At 61.6% G+C, this 22,251-nt stretch carries 13 protein-coding genes and 2 CRISPR repeat arrays; of the genes, 10 read left to right on the top strand and 3 right to left on the bottom strand.

Annotated elements, in window-relative coordinates:
* Nucleotides 1-135: 135 nt before the first annotated feature.
* Nucleotides 136-1,938 carry a hypothetical protein gene (locus DVK03_RS16890; RefSeq protein ID WP_115803833.1) on the bottom strand — a complete coding sequence of 601 codons (1,803 nt, stop codon included), beginning with the start codon at nt 1,936-1,938 and terminating at the stop codon, nt 136-138.
* Nucleotides 1,939-2,242: 304 nt separating this feature from the next.
* Between DVK03_RS16890 and DVK03_RS16885 the strand changes: the two genes are divergently transcribed.
* The 9 genes from DVK03_RS16885 to cas2 all read left to right on the top strand — a co-directional run bounded on the left by DVK03_RS16885 (nt 2,243) and on the right by cas2 (nt 15,964).
* Nucleotides 2,243-4,093: an asparagine synthase-related protein gene (locus tag DVK03_RS16885; protein WP_115803832.1), complete on the top strand. Its 1,851-nt coding sequence runs from the start codon at nt 2,243-2,245 to the stop codon at nt 4,091-4,093.
* Nucleotides 4,094-4,254: 161 nt separating this feature from the next.
* Nucleotides 4,255-5,670: a CRISPR direct-repeat array (repeat unit 30 nt; unit sequence GTTTCAGACGAACCCTTGTGGGATTGAAGC).
* A gap of 1,008 nt (nt 5,671-6,678) precedes the next feature.
* Nucleotides 6,679-7,485, top strand: a complete 807-nt coding sequence (gene cas6 / locus DVK03_RS16880) for a CRISPR-associated endoribonuclease Cas6 (protein WP_115803831.1) — start codon at nt 6,679-6,681, stop codon at nt 7,483-7,485.
* Complete coding sequence (gene cas8b / locus DVK03_RS16875; protein WP_115803830.1) at nt 7,472-9,634, top strand: type I-B CRISPR-associated protein Cas8b/Csh1; 2,163 nt, start codon at nt 7,472-7,474, stop codon at nt 9,632-9,634. The genes cas6 and cas8b overlap by 14 nt, the downstream gene beginning before the upstream one ends.
* Nucleotide 9,635: 1 nt before the next feature.
* Nucleotides 9,636-10,715 carry a type I-B CRISPR-associated protein Cas7/Csh2 gene (gene cas7b / locus DVK03_RS16870; protein WP_115803829.1) on the top strand — a complete coding sequence of 360 codons (1,080 nt, stop codon included), beginning with the start codon at nt 9,636-9,638 and terminating at the stop codon, nt 10,713-10,715.
* A 1-nt stretch (nt 10,716) separates the two neighbouring features.
* Nucleotides 10,717-11,511, top strand: coding sequence for a type I-B CRISPR-associated protein Cas5b (gene cas5b, locus DVK03_RS16865; protein WP_115803828.1), 795 nt, complete (start codon nt 10,717-10,719; stop codon nt 11,509-11,511).
* Nucleotides 11,511-14,162 (top strand): CRISPR-associated endonuclease Cas3'', encoded by a 2,652-nt coding sequence (locus DVK03_RS16860; RefSeq protein ID WP_115803827.1) that lies wholly within the window; start codon nt 11,511-11,513, stop codon nt 14,160-14,162. The genes cas5b and DVK03_RS16860 overlap by 1 nt, the downstream gene beginning before the upstream one ends.
* Nucleotides 14,159-14,707 carry a CRISPR-associated protein Cas4 gene (gene cas4, locus DVK03_RS16855; protein ID WP_115803826.1) on the top strand — a complete coding sequence of 183 codons (549 nt, stop codon included), beginning with the start codon at nt 14,159-14,161 and terminating at the stop codon, nt 14,705-14,707. Before DVK03_RS16860 ends, cas4 begins: the two co-directional genes overlap by 4 nt.
* A 2-nt stretch (nt 14,708-14,709) precedes the next feature.
* The gene (cas1b, locus tag DVK03_RS16850; protein ID WP_006601036.1) at nt 14,710-15,702 is read left to right on the top strand and encodes a type I-B CRISPR-associated endonuclease Cas1b; all 993 of its coding nucleotides are present in this window, start codon (nt 14,710-14,712) and stop codon (nt 15,700-15,702) included.
* 1 nt (nt 15,703) lies between these two features.
* Nucleotides 15,704-15,964, top strand: coding sequence for a CRISPR-associated endonuclease Cas2 (gene cas2 / locus DVK03_RS16845; protein ID WP_115803825.1), 261 nt, complete (start codon nt 15,704-15,706; stop codon nt 15,962-15,964).
* Between the two features lie 101 nt (nt 15,965-16,065).
* A CRISPR array of direct repeats spans nt 16,066-18,909; the repeat unit is 30 nt; unit sequence GTTTCAGACGAACCCTTGTGGGGTTGAAGC.
* A 46-nt stretch (nt 18,910-18,955) separates the two neighbouring features.
* On the opposite strand, the gene DVK03_RS16840 is transcribed toward cas2, so the two are convergent.
* Together DVK03_RS16840 and DVK03_RS16835 are read right to left on the bottom strand one after the other, a co-directional pair.
* Nucleotides 18,956-20,014: a glycosyltransferase family 4 protein gene (locus tag DVK03_RS16840; protein WP_115803824.1), complete on the bottom strand. Its 1,059-nt coding sequence runs from the start codon at nt 20,012-20,014 to the stop codon at nt 18,956-18,958.
* Between the two features lie 192 nt (nt 20,015-20,206).
* Nucleotides 20,207-21,286: a DUF354 domain-containing protein gene (locus DVK03_RS16835; RefSeq protein WP_115803823.1), complete on the bottom strand. Its 1,080-nt coding sequence runs from the start codon at nt 21,284-21,286 to the stop codon at nt 20,207-20,209.
* Nucleotides 21,287-21,636: 350 nt separating this feature from the next.
* Here DVK03_RS16835 and DVK03_RS16830 point away from each other — a divergent pair, with 350 nt between their 5' ends.
* A complete protein-coding gene (locus DVK03_RS16830) occupies nt 21,637-22,224 on the top strand; it encodes a metal-dependent hydrolase (RefSeq protein ID WP_115803822.1) in 588 nt (195 codons plus the stop codon).
* Nucleotides 22,225-22,251: the final 27 nt, after the last annotated feature.

Here is a 22,251-nt window from a genome sequence, read left to right as displayed (position 1 = left end):
CCCCTCGTTTTTCTGACCCGCGGGTCGAAGCGGGCGAGCAACCGAACGGAAGAGACAGCGGCGGCACCGGCCGGAGCGGCGAAATCGACGGCAGCAGCTACGGCGGCGAAAAACGAAAACTCGGACTCGGTGTCGCTACCCGGACACGTAGTAGAGGTCGGCCGCGCCGTTCGACATGACGCGGTTCACGTTCGGCTGATTCTGGACCGCGGTGAGGTTCGCCGCGGAGTAGCGGAGTTCGCGGTACGCGACCACCTCGCGGTCGTGATCGGTCTTCGAGACCATCAGATATCGCGGGCCGTCGTAGTAGCTCGGCAGGTCGGTGAGTGCCTCGTCCGGCGTCGTGAAACCGAGCGCCGGCGTGGGGCTGTCGGGGAGCGCATCGACGAAGCGGTCGGGGTTCCCGCGGATGCCCACGTACCGAATATCCTCGTCCGACATCCCGAACGCGGTGTCGTACGCTCCGATCTGCTGGGCGGGGACGTGGTTCGACGGCAGGTAGATGTACGGCGACGGGAACATCACCATGAGCGTGAGCCCGATGACGAGCGCCGACGCGACGGGCGCGCCCGTCCTGACCGCCGCCCCGTACTTCGACCAGTACTCCGTCCCCGAGAGCCACTCGAAGGCGTAGAACAGCCCGACGCTCCCGACGACGGTCGAGAGAATCATCGCGAAGCCGACGTGTCGGAAGAAGAAGTTCGTCTCCGAGATGACGCCGAGGAGGTGCGCGAAGAAGTACGGCACCAACACGACGAGGCCGAACGTCAGCGTCCGCAGGACCGACCGGCCCTGAGCCGACAGCCGCGAGAACCGCCCGAACAGGACGCCGAGGAAGACACCGAGAGTCATCAGGGCGTACACCGCGTTCACGAGGAACAGCTTCACGAACACATCGAAGATACCGCCGCCGACGGCCGTGACGGAGCCGGTGCGCTGGGAGATGGCCGTCCCGGCCTCGGAACTTCCCGAGAGGATGCCGAGCACCCCTTCGACGAACAGGCCGCCGGTCGAAAAGCCGACCGTGTACTGCGTCAGCCAGTAGACGAACGCCGCGGCGAAGACGAGCGTCAGGCCGTACACCGGACGCTGTTCAGCGACGGCGTCCGGGGTCCGCCAGCGCTGGACGAGCTGGATGCCCGCGGCGACGGCGAACAACACGAGATAGTTGACGGCGACTTGCAGATGGTACGACACCAGCGCGACCGTCCCGACCGCGAACAGGACGGAGACGGGCGTGACGTGGCCGCGCCACCGGCTCTCGACGGCGTCGGTCCCGGAGAACTGGTGTTTGAAGAAGAGGTACAGAAGCACCAAGCCGAGGAACGACGCCATCGAGTACGGGAAGAACATGAGCTTGAAGCCGTTGAGGTTCACCGGCAGGAACAACAGCGCCGAGAACACGGCGACGAGGACCGCCCGGCGGTCGGAAACGACGAGCGAGACCAGAAGCGGGACGAACACGAGGTAGACGGCCGAGACGAAAAACACCACCAGCATCATCGCGGTAGTGAGTTCGACGCCGAGGGCGGCGCTGACCATCCCCGCCGAGACGTGGCCGCTCGGGTAGACGATGTCCAGCGGCGTCAGCGTCTCGGAGACGAGCGACTTCGCCCAGCCGAGGTGCGTCAGCGAGTCGTTGAACCCGTAGAAGTGGTACGCTCGGACGAGCGGGAGGGCGGAGACCGCGGCTATCGCGAGCGCCGCCAGCGCCACCCCGCCGGCCGCGAACCGACTGTTCGGGGCGCGAACGACGACGACCAGCGCGGTCAACACCGCCACCGCCACGCCGACCCAGAACGCCGCCGGCGTCGACTGGTAGATTGAAACTTCGTACGCGCGCGCCGGCGACGCGCGAGCGACGAGGATACCGACGGCTATCGCGAGAAATCCGACGAGGAGGAGCGTTCTCGTGAGCCGCGAATCACGTTGCGTCATCCCGTGAGAGAACGCGAGTCGCGTAGTTTGTTATTGAGCGTGTAATCGACTCAGGCGGCGTTATAGGCGTTCTTCCCGGTGTTTTCATCGGGCGTCGCGCGCCGAACGAGCGAACGCCGAGGGTCCGGCCGGCACAGAGGCCCCATGAAGCCGGGCTACCGTTCGGTTCGGCGGCGTTCGACACCGCCACGCGGCCGTATAGGTGCGTGATAACAAAACCCGACGCACGCGGATATCGGGCAACGATGTCACTCACAGCAGTCACGCCGCAGACCGCCGAGCGAACCGAACGCGAGGGCCGTCGATGACCGGCTTCGTCGGCGGCGCGCTCGACGCGGCGACGCTCGACGCCTGCGCGGCCGAACTCCACCACGAAGACTGGTACGAGTCGGCGGCGCGGTCGACCGGCCGCTTCGGCGTCTCGGTGCTCCACCACGGCGCGAGAGACCCCGAGGGCTGTACCGTCTGGGAAGACGGCCCGCGCGTGGGAGCGATATACGGCGCGGTGACGAACCTCGACGAACTCGAACTCGACGTAGACGGGCTGTTCGCCCGACTGTTCGAGGACCCACACGCCCTGCTGCCCGAACTCGACGGCTCGTTCCTCGTCGTCGCCGTCGACGGCGACGCGGAGCGCGTCGTGCTCGCCAGCGACAAACTCGGGACGCGACAGTGTTTCTACGTCGCGGGCGAGCCGTTCGCCTTCGGGACCGAAGTCGGCGCGCTGACGACCCTCCTCGACGACCCGCAGGTCGACGAACGCGCCATCAGCGACCTCCTCATGATTGGGCACGTCTGGGGCGACAAGACGCTCGTGCAGGGCGTGAAGTTCCTCCCCTCGGGGACCGTCCTCGACTACCGGGCCGACGCGGGGCCCGAGCTCGACTCCTACTGGCACCACACGTTCGAACAGAGCCCCGACGACTCCTACCTCGACGACCTCACCGAGGCCTACCGCGAGGTCATCGCCGACATGGCCGACACGATAGACGGCGATATCGGCCTGTGGCTCTCCGGCGGCCTCGACAGTCGCTCGATGGCCGGGGAGCTCAGCCGCTACCACGACCTCACGACCTACACCTACGACTCGAACCCCGCGAACGGGAGCAATCTCGAACTCGCCGCGAAGGTTTCTGCGGTGCTCGGCCTCGAAAACCGGCGCGTGCCGGTCGAGTCCGACGCCCTCGTCGACTCGCTCGACAAATCGGTCCAACTGACCAGCGGGATGGTCGGTCTCTCCACGTTCGTCAACCTCGCGAACGTGTTCAACATCGAGGACATGCCCGACGTGCTCATCGAGGGCTGCGGACAGGGCGGGATGATGGGCGACGGCATCGGCCGGGCCGCCGTCGAGGGGAGCAAGTCGCCCGAGGCGGCGCTCTACCGCGCGAAACACCGCATCGACGTGGACGACGCCCGCCGGCTCCTGCGGACGGAGTTCGACCCGATGACGACCTACCGCGAGGAGGTTCGCAAGAGCGACCAGCCGGACCTCTTCAGCACCGCGATGGACTGCTACTACCGCAACTACTTCCCGCGGTGCGACTTCGCCAGCAACCCCATCGCCGAGAGCCAGGCCGGCACCCGAGTCCCGTTCAGCGACACCGAGTTCCTCCGGGCCGTGACGCGGATGCCGCTGTCGCACCGCGTCGGCTCGATTCCACTCACCAACGGGAAGATTCCCGCCGGAACGGCCTACCCGAAGGTCGAACTGGTCCGCCGCCTCGACAGCCGACTCGCGGCCATCCCCTACGAACGGACGAAAGTGCCGCCGGCGCGCCCGATGTGGCAACACGCCGCCGGCTTCGTCGTCGGCACCTCCGTCGACCGCATCCGCGAGCGCCTCGTCGGCGACGTCCACACCTACGGCGGCCGCTCCACTATCGGCGACTGGTACCGGACGAACCGCGCGCTCCGCGAGCGCATCGACGACCTGCTCGACTCGGCGTGCGAGCGCCCGTACTTCGACGCCGACGAGATTCGCCGCCTCCAGCGCGAGGAGCGCACGGGCGAAGCCGAACACATGAGCGCCATCTCCGGCATCATCACCGGCGAGCTCTGGGTCCGCAAATACATCGACCGCGAAGGTCGCGGCGTCGAGGAAGGTCCCGTCGGTGCGGCGGAAGCCGAAGACGCGCCGCAACCGGCCGACTGAGTTACTCGAACCACTCGATGGACTGTCCAGTCGTGTGGAACTGCGATTCGTTTCCGTCGACCCCCCGGGGAAGCGAGGACTACTGAGGGTCGACGGAAACGTTCTTTTGAATTCGGTTCGTACGCGACGTTACGCCCGTGATTTCGGGACGGTTTCAGACGGTTTCAGACGAACCCTTGTGGGATTGAAGCGAATATATGTATCGCCGTCTCGAATTGCGCAGGTGGTTTCAGACGAACCCTTGTGGGATTGAAGCGAAGATACTGATACCGAAGTCGGCTAGTTCTAGACAGTTTCAGACGAACCCTTGTGGGATTGAAGCAGGCTTCCCGTCGTGCTGTCTCGCGCACTCAGGGCAGTTTCAGACGAACCCTTGTGGGATTGAAGCCGTCGTTTGGGGGGTCTCCGTGGATGCCGTGCCCAGGTTTCAGACGAACCCTTGTGGGATTGAAGCTCCCGTACACGCCCACCACAGTACCCTCGTGTACCGTTTCAGACGAACCCTTGTGGGATTGAAGCCTGGAGCAACTCGCCGAAGGGTGTCGTCGTCCACGTGTTTCAGACGAACCCTTGTGGGATTGAAGCGGACTTCGACCACCCCGTCGAGCGTGAACCACGTGGTTTCAGACGAACCCTTGTGGGATTGAAGCTACTAGCGACAAGCGTGTCAGCCGTCGGCTTGAGGGTTTCAGACGAACCCTTGTGGGATTGAAGCTCGACTCATTCGGACGCGCGTTGTGACCGTTGTGCCGAGTTTCAGACGAACCCTTGTGGGATTGAAGCGGCCAGTCGAACCGGAGGTAATCGTGGAGGAAATCGTTTCAGACGAACCCTTGTGGGATTGAAGCGGACGCAGTAGCCGTTTGGCTTGCAATGCTGGATAAACGTTTCAGACGAACCCTTGTGGGATTGAAGCTTCGAGTGTGAAGGGGATATCCTCCAACGCCCGGCAGTTTCAGACGAACCCTTGTGGGATTGAAGCAAACGTCGCGTATTCTGGATGGAGTTCGGGGCCAGAGTTTCAGACGAACCCTTGTGGGATTGAAGCGAGTTCGTGACCGGGGTTCCGGTGACGGTGGCGACCGGTTTCAGACGAACCCTTGTGGGATTGAAGCGACTGCTGGATGGCGAAGGCCTCGGAGAACATCGAGTTTCAGACGAACCCTTGTGGGATTGAAGCCAAACGACCTACTCGCGGAGGTCGTCGGACTCGACGTTTCAGACGAACCCTTGTGGGATTGAAGCAAATCGCAAAACGCCGGTCAACTCGTTCCGAACGAGGTTTCAGACGAACCCTTGTGGGATTGAAGCTGTCGTATCCCTACCGAGCGCCTCCATCGCGAGGAGCGTTTCAGACGAACCCTTGTGGGATTGAAGCAGCACGCCGAAAGCGACGGTGGACGACGGTTTGGGCGGTTTCAGACGAACCCTTGTGGGATTGAAGCAACATGCCGAACAACTGGAAGGAAGCCCTGTGGCAGTTTCAGACGAACCCTTGTGGGATTGAAGCTCAACCTCACATTGGTCTGAACATTCATTGCTACATCGTTTCAGACGAACCCTTGTGAGGTTGAAGTGAGCCCGAGTGGACGGCCGTGCTTCTCAGTGGCGAGGTTCAGCAGAAGCCGTTGTGTAGAGAAACTGAAGCGGTTCGTCAGTAGAATCACTCAAATATTTGCATGGGACCAACCGCTGTTAAAGACCAACAATACACAATCCTGTATAGAACTTAGATTACTTCAGAGATAACCGGGATTTTGAGTTCGGATATAGATAGGATACACAGATGTGCATAGATATAAGTGAGTGGGGTAGTATAGGTTAAAGAGGGCGCTGTTGACACGCCCGGCCAGAATACCAGTTCCACCGGACGTGTAAACCAACCCGGCAACCAGTAGTTTGACTCAGGGCTGCACGAGCAGGCAGTTGCTCGTTGCCCCTCGTGAGTCTTATCTGTTTGGTTGCTAGGTAGCCCCCTCCGCAACAACGATGAACCAAACAACACATACAAAACGAGGTAAGGTGTGTGTCACCAATGACCAGTTACAACTCAGTCATAAACTAATTAGCACGCTTCGAGAGTTGGGTGCGACAAGTGGTTCAGACGGAGTTACTGTCGAGCGACTCCAATGTGTCCCGCACCTTCCTACTAGCGAGATAGCTGAGCTTCTTGACCAACTCTACGAAGATGGGATCATTGAACAGGTCAAGTTAAACCCACACTACAAGGGGAAACCAAGTCGATGTAATTCGAAGACGATGTGGGCTCAGAAACCACGATATCGACTTCGTAAGTGACGACTTAATACCATGACCAGGGGTTTGGCTACCATTCCGACGGAAGCTCTATTACAGCCCCGGTTATGGCAATCAATACAGTCTCATGCGAGAGACTGGTATCCGTTGAACTCAAAAGAGATTGAAGCAGAGATAACCATCCAACAGGGATGGTCACCCAGATGTTTCAGACGAACTTCAGTGAGTCGCGACCCGTCAAACTACGGGCATAATTTTATGTCGAGGAGCAAACAATCACGAGTACAACACAATGAGTAGAGAAGGAGGTATCGGATAACGTGCGAATCATGGCACACTTATCAGCGCGTTCCGATGCTGCGTATCAGAACGATTACCATCACAAGATTCGCGGGCGAATCTGGAACGCGCTCGATGGGACGGCCTACGGAGAACGACACGATTCCGGCGAGCCGCCGGGGTTCGCTTACTCGAATCCGTTTCCGCCTCGAGATATGCGGGAAGGTGACGACCGGAAGTTACTGGTCGCGTCGCCCGACGAGGAACTACTCGCAAACGTGGCGGCGAATCTGCTCGACGACCGAGAGTTCAACGTCGGTGAGATGCCGTTTCACGTCGACGAGGTAACATCCCTCGAACCCGACGTGGGCGAGCCAGGGACCAGGGGGACGCTCGAAACCGGGACCGGACTCCTCGTTCGAATCCCGCCGTGGCGGTGCGACGAGTACGGAATCGACCATCCCGGTGGCGATACTGCGACGTTCTGGCGGCCGGAACACACCACGGCCCCGCTTCGAGAGCAGTTGGAGGCGAACCTCGACCAGAAACACGACCGGTTCGTTCACGACCATCTCCCCGGGCCGAGCGAGGTCTCGGGCGAGTTGTTCGACGGCTACGAGCTATTGAAGACCTTCGCGCTTCCATTGACCGTGACCGAGGGACAAGAGATGACCTACGTCCTGAGCAAGTGGAAGTTCGAGTACACCGTTCGAGACGACGACCACCGAAGACATCTGAACCTCGCGCTCGACTGCGGACTGGGAGAGCGGAACTCGCTCGGACTCGGATTCATGAACGTTGCAGAGCGAACTCGTCCGGGTGAGACGATGGGAGAGGAGCGCGATGCTTTCGCCTAGCGAGTTTCGCGACCGATATCCAGAAGACGAGTTGGTCGACGACCTCCCGGATTCACCGGTCGGCTCGCTCCGCGATTTGCAGTACCTCTACGGGAAACTCTACACGCTCGCCACGACGGGTGGCGGAGAGTACGCCCCGTATCTCACACCGGATGCGGCACGGGACCTCGTAGACACGGACGACAGTCTCATCGTCGTTCGCGTCGATATCTCGGGAGACGAACCACAGCTAGCCGACGATGCCCGTGGGCCAGTACTGGTGACGCGGTACACGGAAGACCTGATTCAACAGGTAGGACACTCAAAATACCCGGCTGCGCGCGGAATCGACCACAGTATCACCCACCAAGCCGGGCGAAACAGCGACCCCGAAAAGCTCGCGCGATACGCCAAAGAACGGCTCACGAAATGGGCGACCGACGACGTCGTCGCGACTGCTGCCAGTGAACACCCGGACGGCTGGGTTATCGACCGTCTCGCTGAGCTTGGAACACGGGACGCTGCGCTCGAAGCCATCGAAGAAGCGGTCGTTCGGGCGTTAGGCGGCGAATCTGCAACCGCGCTGTTGACGGTCCAAGTAAAGACCGAACGAGATGGCGACTATCGATGGCCCGGCGACATCGCCGCGTTCAACGAGGCGATGCGCCAACGCAAACTATCGAAACTCGTCACGAAGAACAAGGCCGACGACTCGTCGGGAGACGCGACCGATATCGTAACCGGGCGACCCTCCCGAACGGTTGGAACCGCAGAAGATCCACAGAACTACTTCCTTGGCAAGCAACTCGAAAAGTTCCCGGGGCTGGATATCGAAAACGCGTGGCGTGCCCACCCAATCTCGGAGGACGCCGCAGTGACGGTGATGAACGCCGAGGCGTTCGTCGAGGCGTGTACGTATCGGACGTTCGGTGCGAAAGTGTACTATCTGCCGTATTTCTTCGGACGGCTGACGCCAGAGCGAGTGTATCGCCTCTACGAGATGCTGTGTAGTGCAGTCGAAGACGGCGGTGACGTGACACCAATCGAGCAGGCGTACATGAAGGAACGAGAACTCGACGACGCCGATACGAGGCTCCGGTTCTACGTCTCGGCGGTCATGCCACACCAGATGTCCAGGTACGACGTCTTCGGCGAAACGCTAAACGGCCGCTTACACTATCCGAAAGAACTCGCGTTCACCCACAATCGATTCGTCCGAGACGCGTCCGCGTTCAACTCGGACACCGACTGGACGGCACCACTCCCGAAAAACGACAAGTGGGGGCTGCTGTCGGTGAACGACGAGCAACTCCACGCGGTTTCGACGGGGTGGTACTTCTATCAGACGTTCGCAGAGCGGGACGACGCCGAAGCGGACGCGGACGACCCGCGAATCGAAGCGCTCGTGAGCGTACTGAGCGGGGACGCGATAGCCGTCGAAGTGCTGCTCGAAGAGTACGTCGCCCGAATCATCGACGGGGAGTCAGACGACGACTTCGAGGGGTTTCCGTCGTTTCTGGTCGCCAGCCAGTTTGCACAGCTCTGTGCGCTCGCCGATGGCGAACTCGAGCTGTTGAAGACGAACGACCCCGCGAAAAGCCAGATTACCCGCGAACCGACCTACGGGAGATTGACGATGCCAACACTAGACGAAATCCTTATCGCCGACGGGGGTCACCCCGCCGAACAGAAACTCGAATCGTTCATCACCGACACGCCCGCGCTCTCACCGGCGCACGACGACGAGGAAGACTCCGTGACCAGCGAGCGCCGGGGAGCGTTCCTTCTCGGTGCACTCGTCGGAGACATCGGAAGTTACCAGGAGTACTCCGAGGACCGGTCCACGACGCTCGTCGACCAGTACCCGGTCAAATCGATCACGCGAGCGCGAATCAAGAAAGTCACGCAGGAGACCGTCGCCAAGACCCTGACCTACACGCGCCAAGAAAAGAAGAAAGGAAAGAGCTACCCGGGGACGAAAGCCGAACACATCGTCGAACGACTCCGAGAGACGGTTCTCGACCCCGACCCCGACGACTGGGAGATCGACACCGACGATCTCCGCTTCTACTACGCCCTCGGCGTGACCTACGGCATGAACGACCATCCGGACTGGAACCAACAGAACAGCGACGCGAGCGACAAACGAACCACCGACGAGGAACACTAAGATGTCAGACACGAACGACGCCGTCACGAATCGCTCGGAAATCGTATTCCTGTACGACGCGGTCGACGCGAATCCGAACGGGAATCCCCTCAGCGGTTCTAATCGACCTCGAATCGACCCGCAGACTCAGCAGGCCATCGTCACCGACGTTCGGCTGAAGCGCTACCTCCGCGACCAGTTGGACGACGACGGCCACGGCGTCTACATCAGGAACGTCCAGCGCGAGGGGAACCAGTACACGCGGGGCGAACTCCTCGAAGACCGCCTCAAAGAAGTCGAACCGGACGAATACGACCTCGACGATAGCGACGAGGCAGAGCGGTTCCGAAACGACGTGTTCGGCGAGTTCCTCGACAACAGCGTCGACGTTCGATACTTCGGCGCGACGATGTCTGTCGATACCGACGACGTGTACGCAAAGCACCTCCCCGACCACTTCACCGGCCCCGTCCAGTTCTCGCCGGGGAAATCAGTACACGCTGTCAGCGAAAACGAGGAGTACGACAGCCTCACGAGCGTTATCGCCACGCAGGACAACAAACAGCAAGGAGGGTTCGACCTCGACGACCACCGAATACAGTACGGACTCATCCGGTTCCACGGACTCGTCGACGAACACGGTGCCGCCGACACGAACCTCACCGTCGGCGACGTCGAGCGACTCGACACGCTCTGTTGGCGGGCCATCAAGAATCAGACCATAAGCCGAAGTAAAGTCGGTCAGGAACCGCGGCTCTACTGCCGCGTCGAGTACGCCGACGAGAGTTTCCACCTCGGCGGTCTCGACAGGGACCTCGTTCTCGACGACGACCGTTCAAAGCCGGACGAGGAACTCCGGACGGTTCGGGACCTCACCCTCGAAATCGACGGATTCGTCGACCGACTGGCGGGCGCGAGTGCCCGGATTAGCCGGATTCGAATCGTCGCGAGCGACATCCTCGACATCTCGTACGACGGAGACGTGGGGAGTTCCGAACTCCTGTACGGGGCGCTTCGCGAGGCCGTGGGCGACGACGCCGTCGAGGTCGTCGACGTCTACGAGGAACACACCGAGACGCTTCCGACCGGCGACGCCGCATAAGATGGAACAGGAATCGTTGGACGAGTGGGTCGGTGACGACGGCGGGCGTCCGGACCGCTGTCTGTCGTTCACTGTCAGCGGTCCGTGGGGGCACTTCCGGCGGGTCGAGGGAAACGTCGTCAAGCAGACGTACCGCATCATCCCGCGGACGACAGTGGCCGGACTGCTCGCGGCCGTGCTCGGAATCGAACGCGACGGTTACTACGACCTGTTCGCGCCCGATTCGTCGGAGATTGCAATCGAGCCAGTTCGAGCGGTTCGAACGCTCAATATGCCGATGAACACGCTGTCGACCGCGAGCGGGAACTTACAGTCGCTCAACGGTCACGGGAAGATCAGCGTGAAGCTACCGAATCCGACGGCGCTCCGCCAACAACACAACTACGAGGTGCTCGTCGAACCCGCTTACCGGGTCGACGTGTGGCTCGCAGAAACAGAACGGTACAGGGAGCTTCGAGAGCTACTGGAAGCCGGGAAGTCACACTACGTTCCGAGCCTCGGTCTGTCGGAACACCTCGCAGAAATCGACTATCACGGCGAGTTCGATATCGAGTCAGGCTCCGAAGCCGGCCGAGTCGAAGTAGACTCCGCCGTTCCGAACGCGGTGGACGACATCGTGCTGCGGGAAGGGACGCGGTGCCAGGTGGAAGAATCGCCCGCGTTTATGCAAGCGGACGCCGGTGGCCGAACGACGACGGAGTTCACGACGTACGCGTACAACCCTGACGCGGAACCGCTGGTCATCGACGGTGTCGACAGCGTCGAGGTCGACGGCCGGAACGTGGTGTTCGTCTGATGCCGGAGCGGTACTCTCACCCGCCGAACGACGTTCACGACGGCGTTCCGCTGGTCGACCATCTCGGAGACGTCGCCGAGCGTGTCAGATACGTCATTCCGGCCGACGCGAAGACGCCGGCCGGAGAACCGCTCCGGGCGGTCGTCGAAACGCTCGCATACGTGCACGACTTCGGAAAGGCGACGACGTACTTTCAGGACTACCTGTTACGGTCGAGCGAACCGAGATACGAGCAGTACCGCTACCACGCGCCGCTCGGCTCGTTCGCCGCGTACTACGCGCTCAGCGCCCAGAATTTCGACTCGGAGACCTGCCTCGCCGGCTTCGTCGCGGTCGCAAAACACCACGGTCGGCTCCCCGACGTTGCGGCGTACGTCTTCAGTCGGGCGAACCGCCGCGAGAACGTTTCGCGGGGGAGCCAAAACAGTGCCGAGCTGCAGCAGGCGGCGATTGCGAAGCAGCTCAAAGACATCGACGAGCACGCGCCGGAACTCGCCCGAGAGGTGTTTCAGAGCGCGACCGACGGGGAGGGGTCGTGGTCGTCGTTCCGAGGGTCGTTCAGGGAACTCCTGACGGAAGTCAAAAGATCGACGGGGTCGAGCGCAACGACGATTAACCGTGAAACGCTCTCAGAGCGCTGTTACGGGCTTGTGTTGGAGTGTTGGGGGTCGCTGGTCCTCGCAGATAAGACGAGCGCCGCGGCGGCCGCGAGCGGTTCCGACGCGTCCGCGGGAACCTACGACGCAGAGAAGCCAACGTTCGAGCGGCTCGACGAGTACATCGAGTCGATAGAGCGAACCGCCGACGCCGACGCCGACCGAGACGGAAACCGGAGCGAGCGATTGAATTTCCTCCGAGCGAAAGCGAGGACGTCGGTCCTGTCGAATGTCGAATCGTTCGCCGACACCGACGGTGGGGTCGCGACGATCACGCTTCCGACCGGGATGGGAAAGACGCTCACCGGCCTGTCAGCGGCTCTCAGCGTTCGCGACCGAGTCGGTGGGAGGCGCGTGGTTTACGCGCTCCCGTTTACGAGCATCATCGACCAAGTCGTCGCCGAAGTCGAAGGGATATATCAAGTCGATACGACCGGGCGGTTGCTGACCGCGCATCATCATCTCTCGGAGGCGACAATCGTCGATGAAAGCGACGAGAGCGCCGACGAAGCGGACGCGAACGACGATGTCGCCGGGATGCTGGCCGAAAGTTGGCGCGCCGGAATGACGGTGACGACGTTCGTCCAACTGCTCGAAAGCCTCGCCGGACCGGCCAACAGGCAGTCGATGAAGCTCCCGGCACTCCGGGACAGCGTCGTCGTGTTGGACGAACCGCAGAGCCTCCCGTTGGACTGGTGGAAGTTGGTTCCGCGGCTCGTGAGAATGCTCACTGAGCAGTACAATGCAACGGTTATCGCCATGACCGCCACGCAACCGCAGTTGTTCGACGACGCGACTGAACTGGTCTCCGAACCCGAGACGTACTTCGAGGCGACGGAACGCGTCCAATACGAGCTTGACGACTCAACGACTCGGTATATCGAATCACGGGAAGAACCGAAATCGTATACCGAGGCGGCAAGTGCGATAGTCGACGAGACTGCCGAAGCCAATGGAACCAACAGCGACGAGGCTGGTGAAACAGAGTCGGTGCTCGCGATTTGCAACACTATCGACAGTGCACAAGCGCTGACGGCGCACGTCACCGAGAGCCTCTCAGACGCGATATCAGTCGGGTCGGTCTACGCCGACGTGCTCGAAAGCACCGACCGAGATAGTACGGACACAGAGGTGACGACAGTCGCAGAGCGAGTCGCCGACGCCGGAGGGCAGCCAGTCCTCCACCTCTCCACTCGATTACGTCCGGTCGACCGGCTTCGGCTCATCGAGACCGCGAAACTGCTCACCGAACGAAGTTGCTCGCTCGTCGTGGTTTCGACCCAGCTCGTCGAAGCCGGCGTCGACATCAGTTTCGACCGCGTCTACCGAGACCTCGCACCGATAGATAGCATCGTCCAGGCCGCCGGACGTTGCAACCGTTCGTTCGAGAGGGACCGCGGTCGCGTCGTCGTCTGGTGGCTCGAAGCGCCCGACGAACAGACGAAGACGCCGTCGGAAGCGGTGTACAACCGAGGAACGGCGCTACTCCCCGTTGCGACCGAGACGCTCGACGATATCGGTGGGGGCGAAGGCACGATTCCGGAAGCGGCGGTTTCGAAAACGGCCGTCGAAGAGTACTACCGTCGACTCCACGACGAGAAGAACGTCGGCAAAGACGCGTACGTCGAGTGCGTGAACGAGGCGAGAGCGGACGAACTCGGGGAGTTGTCGCTGATCGAACAACGGCGGAGCGTGGAGGTCGTCGTCTGTCGGACCGCCACTGAACGAAAACGAGTCGAAGCCGCCAGAGTCGCGTGGCGGGACTACGAGTTCGAGCGGGGACGCCAACTTATGGATAGTCTAAAGGAAGCGACCGTGTCGATTCCGATATATCGGAGCGATTCGGAAGAGGCACAGGCACTCAGCGGCTTAGCGCGTATTCACGAAGACACTGAAACGCGGTGGATCGACACGAGAGACGTCCGGCACGACAGTTACTTCGATTCGACGACCGGACTGGTTGCAGAGAGTAGCGTCGACAACCGGATATTATGACGACGAGCGATCCGGTCGACCGGCTACTCGCGACCGCACGGGGGGCGCCCGTCGACGAGCCGTTTCGCGTCACCGGAGTGATGATGCAGTACTACTACGTCTGCGAGCGGGAGCTCTGGTTCGAAAGCCGGAGTCTCGAAATCGACCGCGAGAACGCGACCGTCGTGAGAGGAACTCGGGTCGACGAGACCGCGTACGACGAAAAACGGGAGAGCCTCCGCCTCGGAATGATCTCACTGGACTTGCTCGACGACGGCCGAGTCGTCGAAGTCAAACCCTCGTCGGCGCTCACCGAGCCCGCCGAAATGCAACTGTCGTACTACCTGTGGTATCTCGACAGAGTCGCCGGCGTTCGTCGTGATGGCGTCCTCGCCCACCCGCGAGAGCGCCGCCGGCAGTCGGTTGAGCTCACGGAAGAACGAGCGAAAAAAGTCGAGTCGTCGATTCGTGCGATTCACGAACTCGTACGCCGACCTTCGCCGCCGCCCGCCGAGCGAAAGCCCTTCTGCGAGTCGTGTGCGTACCACGACTTCTGCTGGTGTTGACAATGGACAGGAACTATCACGTATTCTCCGACGGTCGACTCGAACGAAGCGACGACACGCTCAGGCTCGTCACCGAAACCGGCGACAAGAAGTACGTCCCGATAGAGAACGCGGAGGCGTTCTTCTTGCACGGACAAATCGACTTCAACACCCGACTGATGTCGTTTCTCAATCAGCGCACGGTCGCACTCCACGTCTTCGGCTGGGAGGATTACTACGCGGGCTCGGTGATGCCGAAGCGCGGGCAAACCTCCGGTCGAACGGTCGTCGAGCAGGTCCGTGCGTACGAGGATACCGACCACAGGCGGCGGCTCGCGGCGGCAATGGTCTCGGCAAGCATCCACAATATGCGGACGAACGTCGTATACTACAACAACCGGAATCGAGGGTTAGAGACTGAGATTGACGATTTGGACGCCGCGTCGGCGCGCGTCGACCAGACGCGTCCGATTGACGAACTCATGGGCGTGGAAGCGACTGCCAGAAAGGCGTACTACCGGAGTTTCAATCAGATTCTCCCCGAAGAGTTCCGATTGGAACGCCGCGAATACAACCCGCCGCCGAACGAAGTCAACAGCCTGATTTCGTTCGGCAATGCGCTCGTCTACGCCAACTGCGTCTCGGCGATTCGCGCGACCGCGCTCGACCCATCGATTAGCTATCTCCACGAACCCGGCGAGCGTCGCTACTCGCTCTCGCTTGATCTCGCCGACCTGTTCAAACCCGTCCTCGCTGATCGCGTGCTGTTTCGACTCATCAACAGAAATCAGATTACTGCGAGCGATTTCGAGTCCGAACTCGGGTCCTGTCTCCTCAACGAAGGCGGTCGAAAGACGTACACGAAAGCGTTCGAGGAGACGCTCGAACGAACCGTCGAGCATCCGAAGCTCAACCGCAAAGTGAGCTATCAGTACCTGATGCGGCTCGAAGCGTACAAACTCAAAAAGCATCTGCTGACCGGAGAGGAGTACGAGCCCTTCGAACGGTGGTGGTGAAATGTACGTCGTGATGGTGTACGACCTCGAAGCCGAACGGACGCACAAAGCGCTCAAGCTTGGGCGACGCTATCTGACGCACGTTCAGAACTCCGTCCTCGAAGGCGAAATTTCAGAGGGTGATTTAGCGACGCTTCGAAACGAGGTCGAAGACCTGTTGAAGCCGGGTGAGTCAACGATTATCTACGAACTGTCTTCTGACACACTTCTCAACCGCTCGGTCTACGGCGACGACCCGACCGACGAGAAACGCTTCCTCTGAGTTTCCGTCGACCCCCCGGTCGGCTCGGGTTACTGACGGTCGACGGAACTTCTTTATCGTAGTCACCCCTCAGAGAGTCTGTGTCCTCGATATCGGACATGGTTTCAGACGAACCCTTGTGGGGTTGAAGCGGCCATTGACGCCGCACGTGGCGACGACGAAAGCCAGTTTCAGACGAACCCTTGTGGGGTTGAAGCGTCGCGCTCGTTGTCGGCGCCGAGTGGGACGAGCAGGTTTCAGACGAACCCTTGTGGGGTTGAAGCTGCTCGCGGTCGGTCCGCTCCGACGACGTCTGCCGGTTTCAGACGAACCCTTGTGGGGTTGAAGCCCGGTGCGCTGGCGCGAGATGAGCATCTCGTGGAGGTTTCAGACGAACCCTTGTGGGGTTGAAGCTCCCGTATACGCCCACCACCGAACCTTCATGGATCCAGTTTCAGACGAACCCTTGTGGGGTTGAAGCGGAGGTAGTTCCGGAGGACCGCCCGCGAGTCGATGAGTTTCAGACGAACCCTTGTGGGGTTGAAGCGTGAAGTTTCAGCGTCGGATGTTGCGTCACTCATTGTTTCAGACGAACCCTTGTGGGGTTGAAGCAACGCACGGGATGAGTGACGCACTCGACCCACCCGTTTCAGACGAACCCTTGTGGGGTTGAAGCGTCGATGAGTCGCCGCACATCGGCCTCGGTGAGGTGTTTCAGACGAACCCTTGTGGGGTTGAAGCACGGTGCAACTGAACGGCAAGGAACACCCCTACGGCGTTTCAGACGAACCCTTGTGGGGTTGAAGCGCCGAGTGCATCGGGTGCGGCGACCCGGTCGGAAGGGTTTCAGACGAACCCTTGTGGGGTTGAAGCTACTTATAGCTTTCCATAGAACACTATGGTTGGGGTTTCAGACGAACCCTTGTGGGGTTGAAGCTTTCTCCCGACCGTCGCGTCGCTCGGTTCGGATGAACGTTTCAGACGAACCCTTGTGGGGTTGAAGCGTGAACGAATCGTCTTCGGTGTGGCTGAGTTCGACCGGTTTCAGACGAACCCTTGTGGGGTTGAAGCTGGCTGGTTGTCTCGACTCCCGGTTGTCGGTGGGTGTTTCAGACGAACCCTTGTGGGGTTGAAGCTCGGTACGAAGTTCCTCACACTCGGTGCGCAACTGTTTCAGACGAACCCTTGTGGGGTTGAAGCGTCGACAGTCGGCTCGGACTCCCGACGTGGCTCATGGTTTCAGACGAACCCTTGTGGGGTTGAAGCCCGCTCGCATGGCTCATAGTCCTCGGCGGGGGGGTTTCAGACGAACCCTTGTGGGGTTGAAGCCGGGCCTCACCTCCCGGGGTCAGAATCGATAGATAGTTTCAGACGAACCCTTGTGGGGTTGAAGCGGGTAGTGTGGGTTGGTCATTTCAGGTCTATTTTCGTTTCAGACGAACCCTTGTGGGGTTGAAGCGTCTTTTGTCTCGCGTTTAACTCGTGATCGTTCGAGTTTCAGACGAACCCTTGTGGGGTTGAAGCCTCGAACGGTGTGTGCCTGCGGGGGATCAGGGGTTTCAGACGAACCCTTGTGGGGTTGAAGCAGCTACGACGAGACCCTTAACGGCCGCGGAGACAGTTTCAGACGAACCCTTGTGGGGTTGAAGCACTACGCGCCAGTCCCCGATAACGCCGCTGCGGACGTTTCAGACGAACCCTTGTGGGGTTGAAGCGCGAATCACTTGACCACCTCCGAGAGGTGATGTCCTGGTTTCAGACGAACCCTTGTGGGGTTGAAGCGCGTATCCTTGCACGAATACGTTGCCATGCTTGTTTCAGACGAACCCTTGTGGGGTTGAAGCCCGCCACCGTATCCAGCGCGGAAGACGACGAGGTCGTGTTTCAGACGAACCCTTGTGGGGTTGAAGCGATTTGGACTCCCGCGCATCGTCATCGGTCGGGTGCAGTTTCAGACGAACCCTTGTGGGGTTGAAGCGTTCAGTGTTGACATGGAGTTGTTTTATTTGGGCGAGTTTCAGACGAACCCTTGTGGGGTTGAAGCGTTTCAGATGAGTTGTTGACAAGTTGATGGTGCCCCGTTTCAGACGAACCCTTGTGGGGTTGAAGCTGTCTGTCCGAGACTCCTCATACTGGTCCCAGTATGTTTCAGACGAACCCTTGTGGGGTTGAAGCTAACCCCAACAGAATGCCCGGGAGAGTCACGAATAGCAGTTTCAGACGAACCCTTGTGGGGTTGAAGCGGCAGGTCGCTCAGGAAGTCAACGGCGACTCGTTCAGTGTTTCAGACGAACCCTTGTGGGGTTGAAGCGTCGACCGCTCAGTTGTCGCCATCGTCCTCACCTGTTTCAGACGAACCCTTGTGGGGTTGAAGCACCCAGATGCTCACGCGCGGCGTCGTCGAGTGCAGTTGTTTCAGACGAACCCTTGTGGGGTTGAAGCTCCCGATTGAGATACTCCCGTGGTCGCCCCCATCTGTTTCAGACGAACCCTTGTGGGGTTGAAGCGCCATCGCGTCGCCCATCGCTCGGTCCTCCGACGAGGTTTCAGACGAACCCTTGTGGGGTTGAAGCTGAGGTCGACCTTAACGGAGGGTCCTCATGAGCGTCGGTTTCAGACGAACCCTTGTGGGGTTGAAGCAGTTCACCGGCGACATCGAGGATGGCGAGGACGGCGTTTCAGACGAACCCTTGTGGGGTTGAAGCATCCGCGACGATGGTCCCCTCTCTCGTCTCGACCTGTTTCAGACGAACCCTTGTGGGGTTGAAGCTCCAGACCGGGCAAGCCATCGGCGATGTCGGGTCGTTTCAGACGAACCCTTGTGGGGTTGAAGCGATGGGCGTCCAGTACCACTGCGGGTCGCTGACGTGTTTCAGACGAACCCTTGTGGGGTTGAAGCCCATCCCGACCACCGACTCCAGTTCCTGCCCGCCCGCGTTTCAGGCGAACCCGTGTGGGATTAAATCGAAAACTCGTCGGGACGAAACCACGCGAAAGAAACAAAACCCGGCGCTACGCCGCCTCGGCGTACATCGCCACCAGCTCGTCCGCGTTCGACTGCCACGAGTAGCGCTCTTCGATGGCCGAGCGGTTCGTCCGACCCATGCGGACGGCTTCCGCGGGGTCGGAGACGAGTCGGGCGAGCGCCCGCGCCAGTTCCTCGGCGTCGCCGGGTGCGACGAGAATCCCGCGGTCGTCGGTGATGACCTCGGGGATGCTGCCGACGGGCGTGGTCACGATGGCGTTGCCGCCGGCCATGCCTTCGAGCATGGCGATTGGAAGCCCCTCGGCGTAAGTCGGGAGGACGAACACGGTTCCGCGGCTGATGAGGTCGCGTTTGTCTTCCTCGGAGAGGAAGCCGAGGTACGAGACGTTGTCGTGGGCGGCGGCGACCGCCTCGGCGCGGTCGGCGTGGGGGCCGCGGCCGCCGATGCTCACCACGAAGTCGAGGCCGGGCGTGGATTCGAGTATCTCGACGGCGTCGAGGAACTCGCGGATGCCCTTGCGGTCGATGAGGTTCGAGACGAAGACGAGGTGGACGGGGTCGGTCGGGTACGTCGGGTCGTACTCCGCGGGTTCGACGGCGTTGGCCATGACGTGGACTTTCTCCTCGCCGGCGAGTCGGGAGACGAGGCCGCGCCAGTACTCCGAGAGGACGACCACGTCGTCGACGGCGTCGAAGACGAGCGACTGGAGTCGGCGGACGACCCGCGAGTCGGTGGCGAGGAAGTCGTCGAACGACGAGCCGTGGATGTGAAAGACGACGGGGACGCCCCAGACGTACTTCGAAAACAGGGCGAAGAACGCCGCGCGGTAGAACGAGTAGGTGTGCGACGAGTGGACGTGGACGATGTCCGGGCGTCGCTGGAAGGGAAACAGAGCGACCGCAATGAGCGACGAGAGGAGCATCCGCGCGGCGAGTTCGAGCCCCTCGCCCTTCGGCGCGGTGTAGCGGGTGTAGACGCGCACGTCCATGCGGTCTTCGAGGTAGCGACGCTGTTCGGTGATGTAGCGGTCGATGCCGCCGGTACCTTTCGGGCCGACGATGAGGAGTGTTTGCTTGGGTGTCATGGGTTGAGTTTGGGGTCGCGGTCGAGGAGTCGCGGACCGAGTCACGGGACGCGACGCGGACGCGAGGTGAGGTGAGACGCGTCGAGACGGGCGCGAGCGCGCCGGTCACTGCGGGAAAATTCGGTGGTTCGGCGGTTAGTTATGGGTCGATTGAACGACCGTGGAGAGGCGAGGAACGCGCGGAGGGAGCCGCTACGCCGGGACACTGTGTCGCGTCAGCGACTCGACCGTCTCGACGGAGCCGTAGTTCAGCGCCACCTGGACGATGACCTCGGTGAGGTTGACTTTGTCCGCGAGGAACGCGTCGCGCTTGTCGGCCCAGCGGGCCTTCGCGCCGTCGTCGTCGAGGAGTTCCTCGGCGCGGGCCAGCACGTCGTCGAACGATTTGAGGTTGGAGATGAGCCCCCGCCGTTCGAGTTCGACGAAGTTGCCCATGTCGTCGTCGCCGACGAAGGAGTTCGACCGGATGGCGGGCGTCCCGAGGAGCGCCGCCTCGGTGACCATGGTCTGGGTGTCGGCGACGAGTAGGCTCGCCTCCGCGAGCACGTCGTGGACGAGCGCGGGGTGGAAGTCGAACGGGCGGGCGTCGAGGTCGCCGTCGCGGCGCTCCTCGCTCTCGTCGAGGACGAAGACGGTCGCGCGCTTGCCCAGCAGCTCGATGAGTTCGCGGCGGCGCTCGGGCGTGAAGCCGCCGTGGCCAACGTCGTGGTGCGAGCCGAACGCGTTGAACCGGACGACGACGAACGTCTCGTCGGGGTCGAGGCCGAGTTCGGCCCGGATATCGACCGAGGGCTCGTACACGTCGGGGTGGAGGTACGCCGTCTCTTTGAACCCGCGGAACTGGTAGTGGTTGTCCGCGAGGTCCTTCCCGAAAGTGTGCGGCGTCAGAATCGCCTTGGCGAACGGCCGGGAGACGACGTGGTCCAGCGAGGTCGGCTCGGAGTCGAGGAGGAGAATCACGGGCGTCCGCGAGACGGCCCCGGCGTGGGCCGCGTAGCCGCCCATTCCGAAGATGAGGTCGGGCTTGAACCGCCGCACGGCGCGGAAGATGTTGACGTAGTGGAACGGGAGCGACTTGAAAAGCGAGTACTTCGTCGTCCCGCAGGAGCCGTAAATCTCGTGCGGGAGGTCGTAGTATTCGAGGAGGTCCTTGGTACAGCCGTAGTCGCGGCCGAGGACGAGCACGTCGTGACCCATCGCCTGAAGCTCTCTGACGGCGTACTTGTAGAGGTGAACGTGCGCGGGCGTGTTGGTGAAGAACAGGTATCGCATACTCTCTGGCAGTTCCACGCGCCCCGCGAGAGTAGTTATACGGCGTCTACCCGCCGCGGGCGGTCGGAGAGACGCCGGGTCGCCGCCGCGACGACCGACCCGGGGCCGTTACGGTCGCCATAACAAAATCCGGACGAGCACTCGGGTTCCCTGACCGGGCGCTCGCGCGCCGTTTCGCCCGTTCGCGTCGACGCAGACAGGCAGTCCGCACCCCCGACGCGGACGGCATCCCCGCCCTCCAAACCGACCGCGACGCGCCCCACAAGCCAAATGTTTCAGACGCCTATTCCGACGCTCACTCCGCGACGACGAACCGCCGACGCCAACGCGACGACCCGGAGCGACCGCTGATGTTTCCGTGGGAACACGCCGCCGTCGGCTACATCCTCGTCTCGCTGTGGGCGCGAGTGACCGGCCGGCGACTCGACGGCTGGGCCGCGCTGGCGGTGCTCGTCGGAACGCAGTTCCCCGACCTCGTCGACAAGCCGCTGGCGTGGTCGTTCGGCGTCCTCCCGAGCGGGATCTCGATGGCGCACTCGATTCTCGTCTCGGTTCCGTTCTCGATAGTCGTCGTGGCCGTCGCGCGGCGCTACGGGGCGGCGACGGTCGGCGTCGCGTTCGCACTCGGCTACCTCTCGCACATCCCCGCGGACCTGCTGTTCAACGGCTTTTTCTTCGGGAACTACGACGTGATTCGGGCGTTCCTCTGGCCGCTGTCCCACGGGAGCGAGTCGTCGATGGGCGGCTTCTTCGCCCAGACGTGGTTCTACCTGCGCCGCTTCGTCGTGTTCCTCCGCCGGCCCGAGGCGTGGGTGCTGGTCGCGTTCGAACTCGCGTTGCTCGGGAGCGCCGTCTGGCTCTGGCTCGGCGACGGCGCGCCCGGCGTGGCGCTTCTCAAGCGCTCCGTGACCGGAATCCGCCGCGGCGTTACGAAGTGACTGCGACCGGAATCCGGGCGGCAATCA

The organism is Haloferax sp. Atlit-109R (assembly GCF_003665865.1).
Lineage (GTDB): Archaea > Halobacteriota > Halobacteria > Halobacteriales > Haloferacaceae > Haloferax > Haloferax volcanii.
Note: the sequence above shows the minus strand (reverse complement) of the source record. Positions and strands in the feature narration are given on the sequence as shown.

Coding starts and splice junctions, on each gene's coding strand:
- cas7b (WP_115803829.1), top strand. CDS start 9,636: ATGTCAGACACGAACGACGCCGTCACGAATCGCTCGGAAATCGTATTC.
- DVK03_RS16830 (WP_115803822.1), top strand. CDS start 21,637: ATGTTTCCGTGGGAACACGCCGCCGTCGGCTACATCCTCGTCTCGCTG.
- cas4 (WP_115803826.1), top strand. CDS start 14,159: ATGACGACGAGCGATCCGGTCGACCGGCTACTCGCGACCGCACGGGGG.
- DVK03_RS16860 (WP_115803827.1), top strand. CDS start 11,511: ATGCCGGAGCGGTACTCTCACCCGCCGAACGACGTTCACGACGGCGTT.
- DVK03_RS16840 (WP_115803824.1), bottom strand. CDS start 20,014: ATGACACCCAAGCAAACACTCCTCATCGTCGGCCCGAAAGGTACCGGC.
- cas1b (WP_006601036.1), top strand. CDS start 14,710: ATGGACAGGAACTATCACGTATTCTCCGACGGTCGACTCGAACGAAGC.
- DVK03_RS16835 (WP_115803823.1), bottom strand. CDS start 21,286: ATGCGATACCTGTTCTTCACCAACACGCCCGCGCACGTTCACCTCTAC.
- cas8b (WP_115803830.1), top strand. CDS start 7,472: ATGCTTTCGCCTAGCGAGTTTCGCGACCGATATCCAGAAGACGAGTTG.
- cas6 (WP_115803831.1), top strand. CDS start 6,679: ATGGCACACTTATCAGCGCGTTCCGATGCTGCGTATCAGAACGATTAC.
- DVK03_RS16890 (WP_115803833.1), bottom strand. CDS start 1,938: ATGACGCAACGTGATTCGCGGCTCACGAGAACGCTCCTCCTCGTCGGA.
- cas2 (WP_115803825.1), top strand. CDS start 15,704: ATGTACGTCGTGATGGTGTACGACCTCGAAGCCGAACGGACGCACAAA.
- DVK03_RS16885 (WP_115803832.1), top strand. CDS start 2,243: ATGACCGGCTTCGTCGGCGGCGCGCTCGACGCGGCGACGCTCGACGCC.
- cas5b (WP_115803828.1), top strand. CDS start 10,717: ATGGAACAGGAATCGTTGGACGAGTGGGTCGGTGACGACGGCGGGCGT.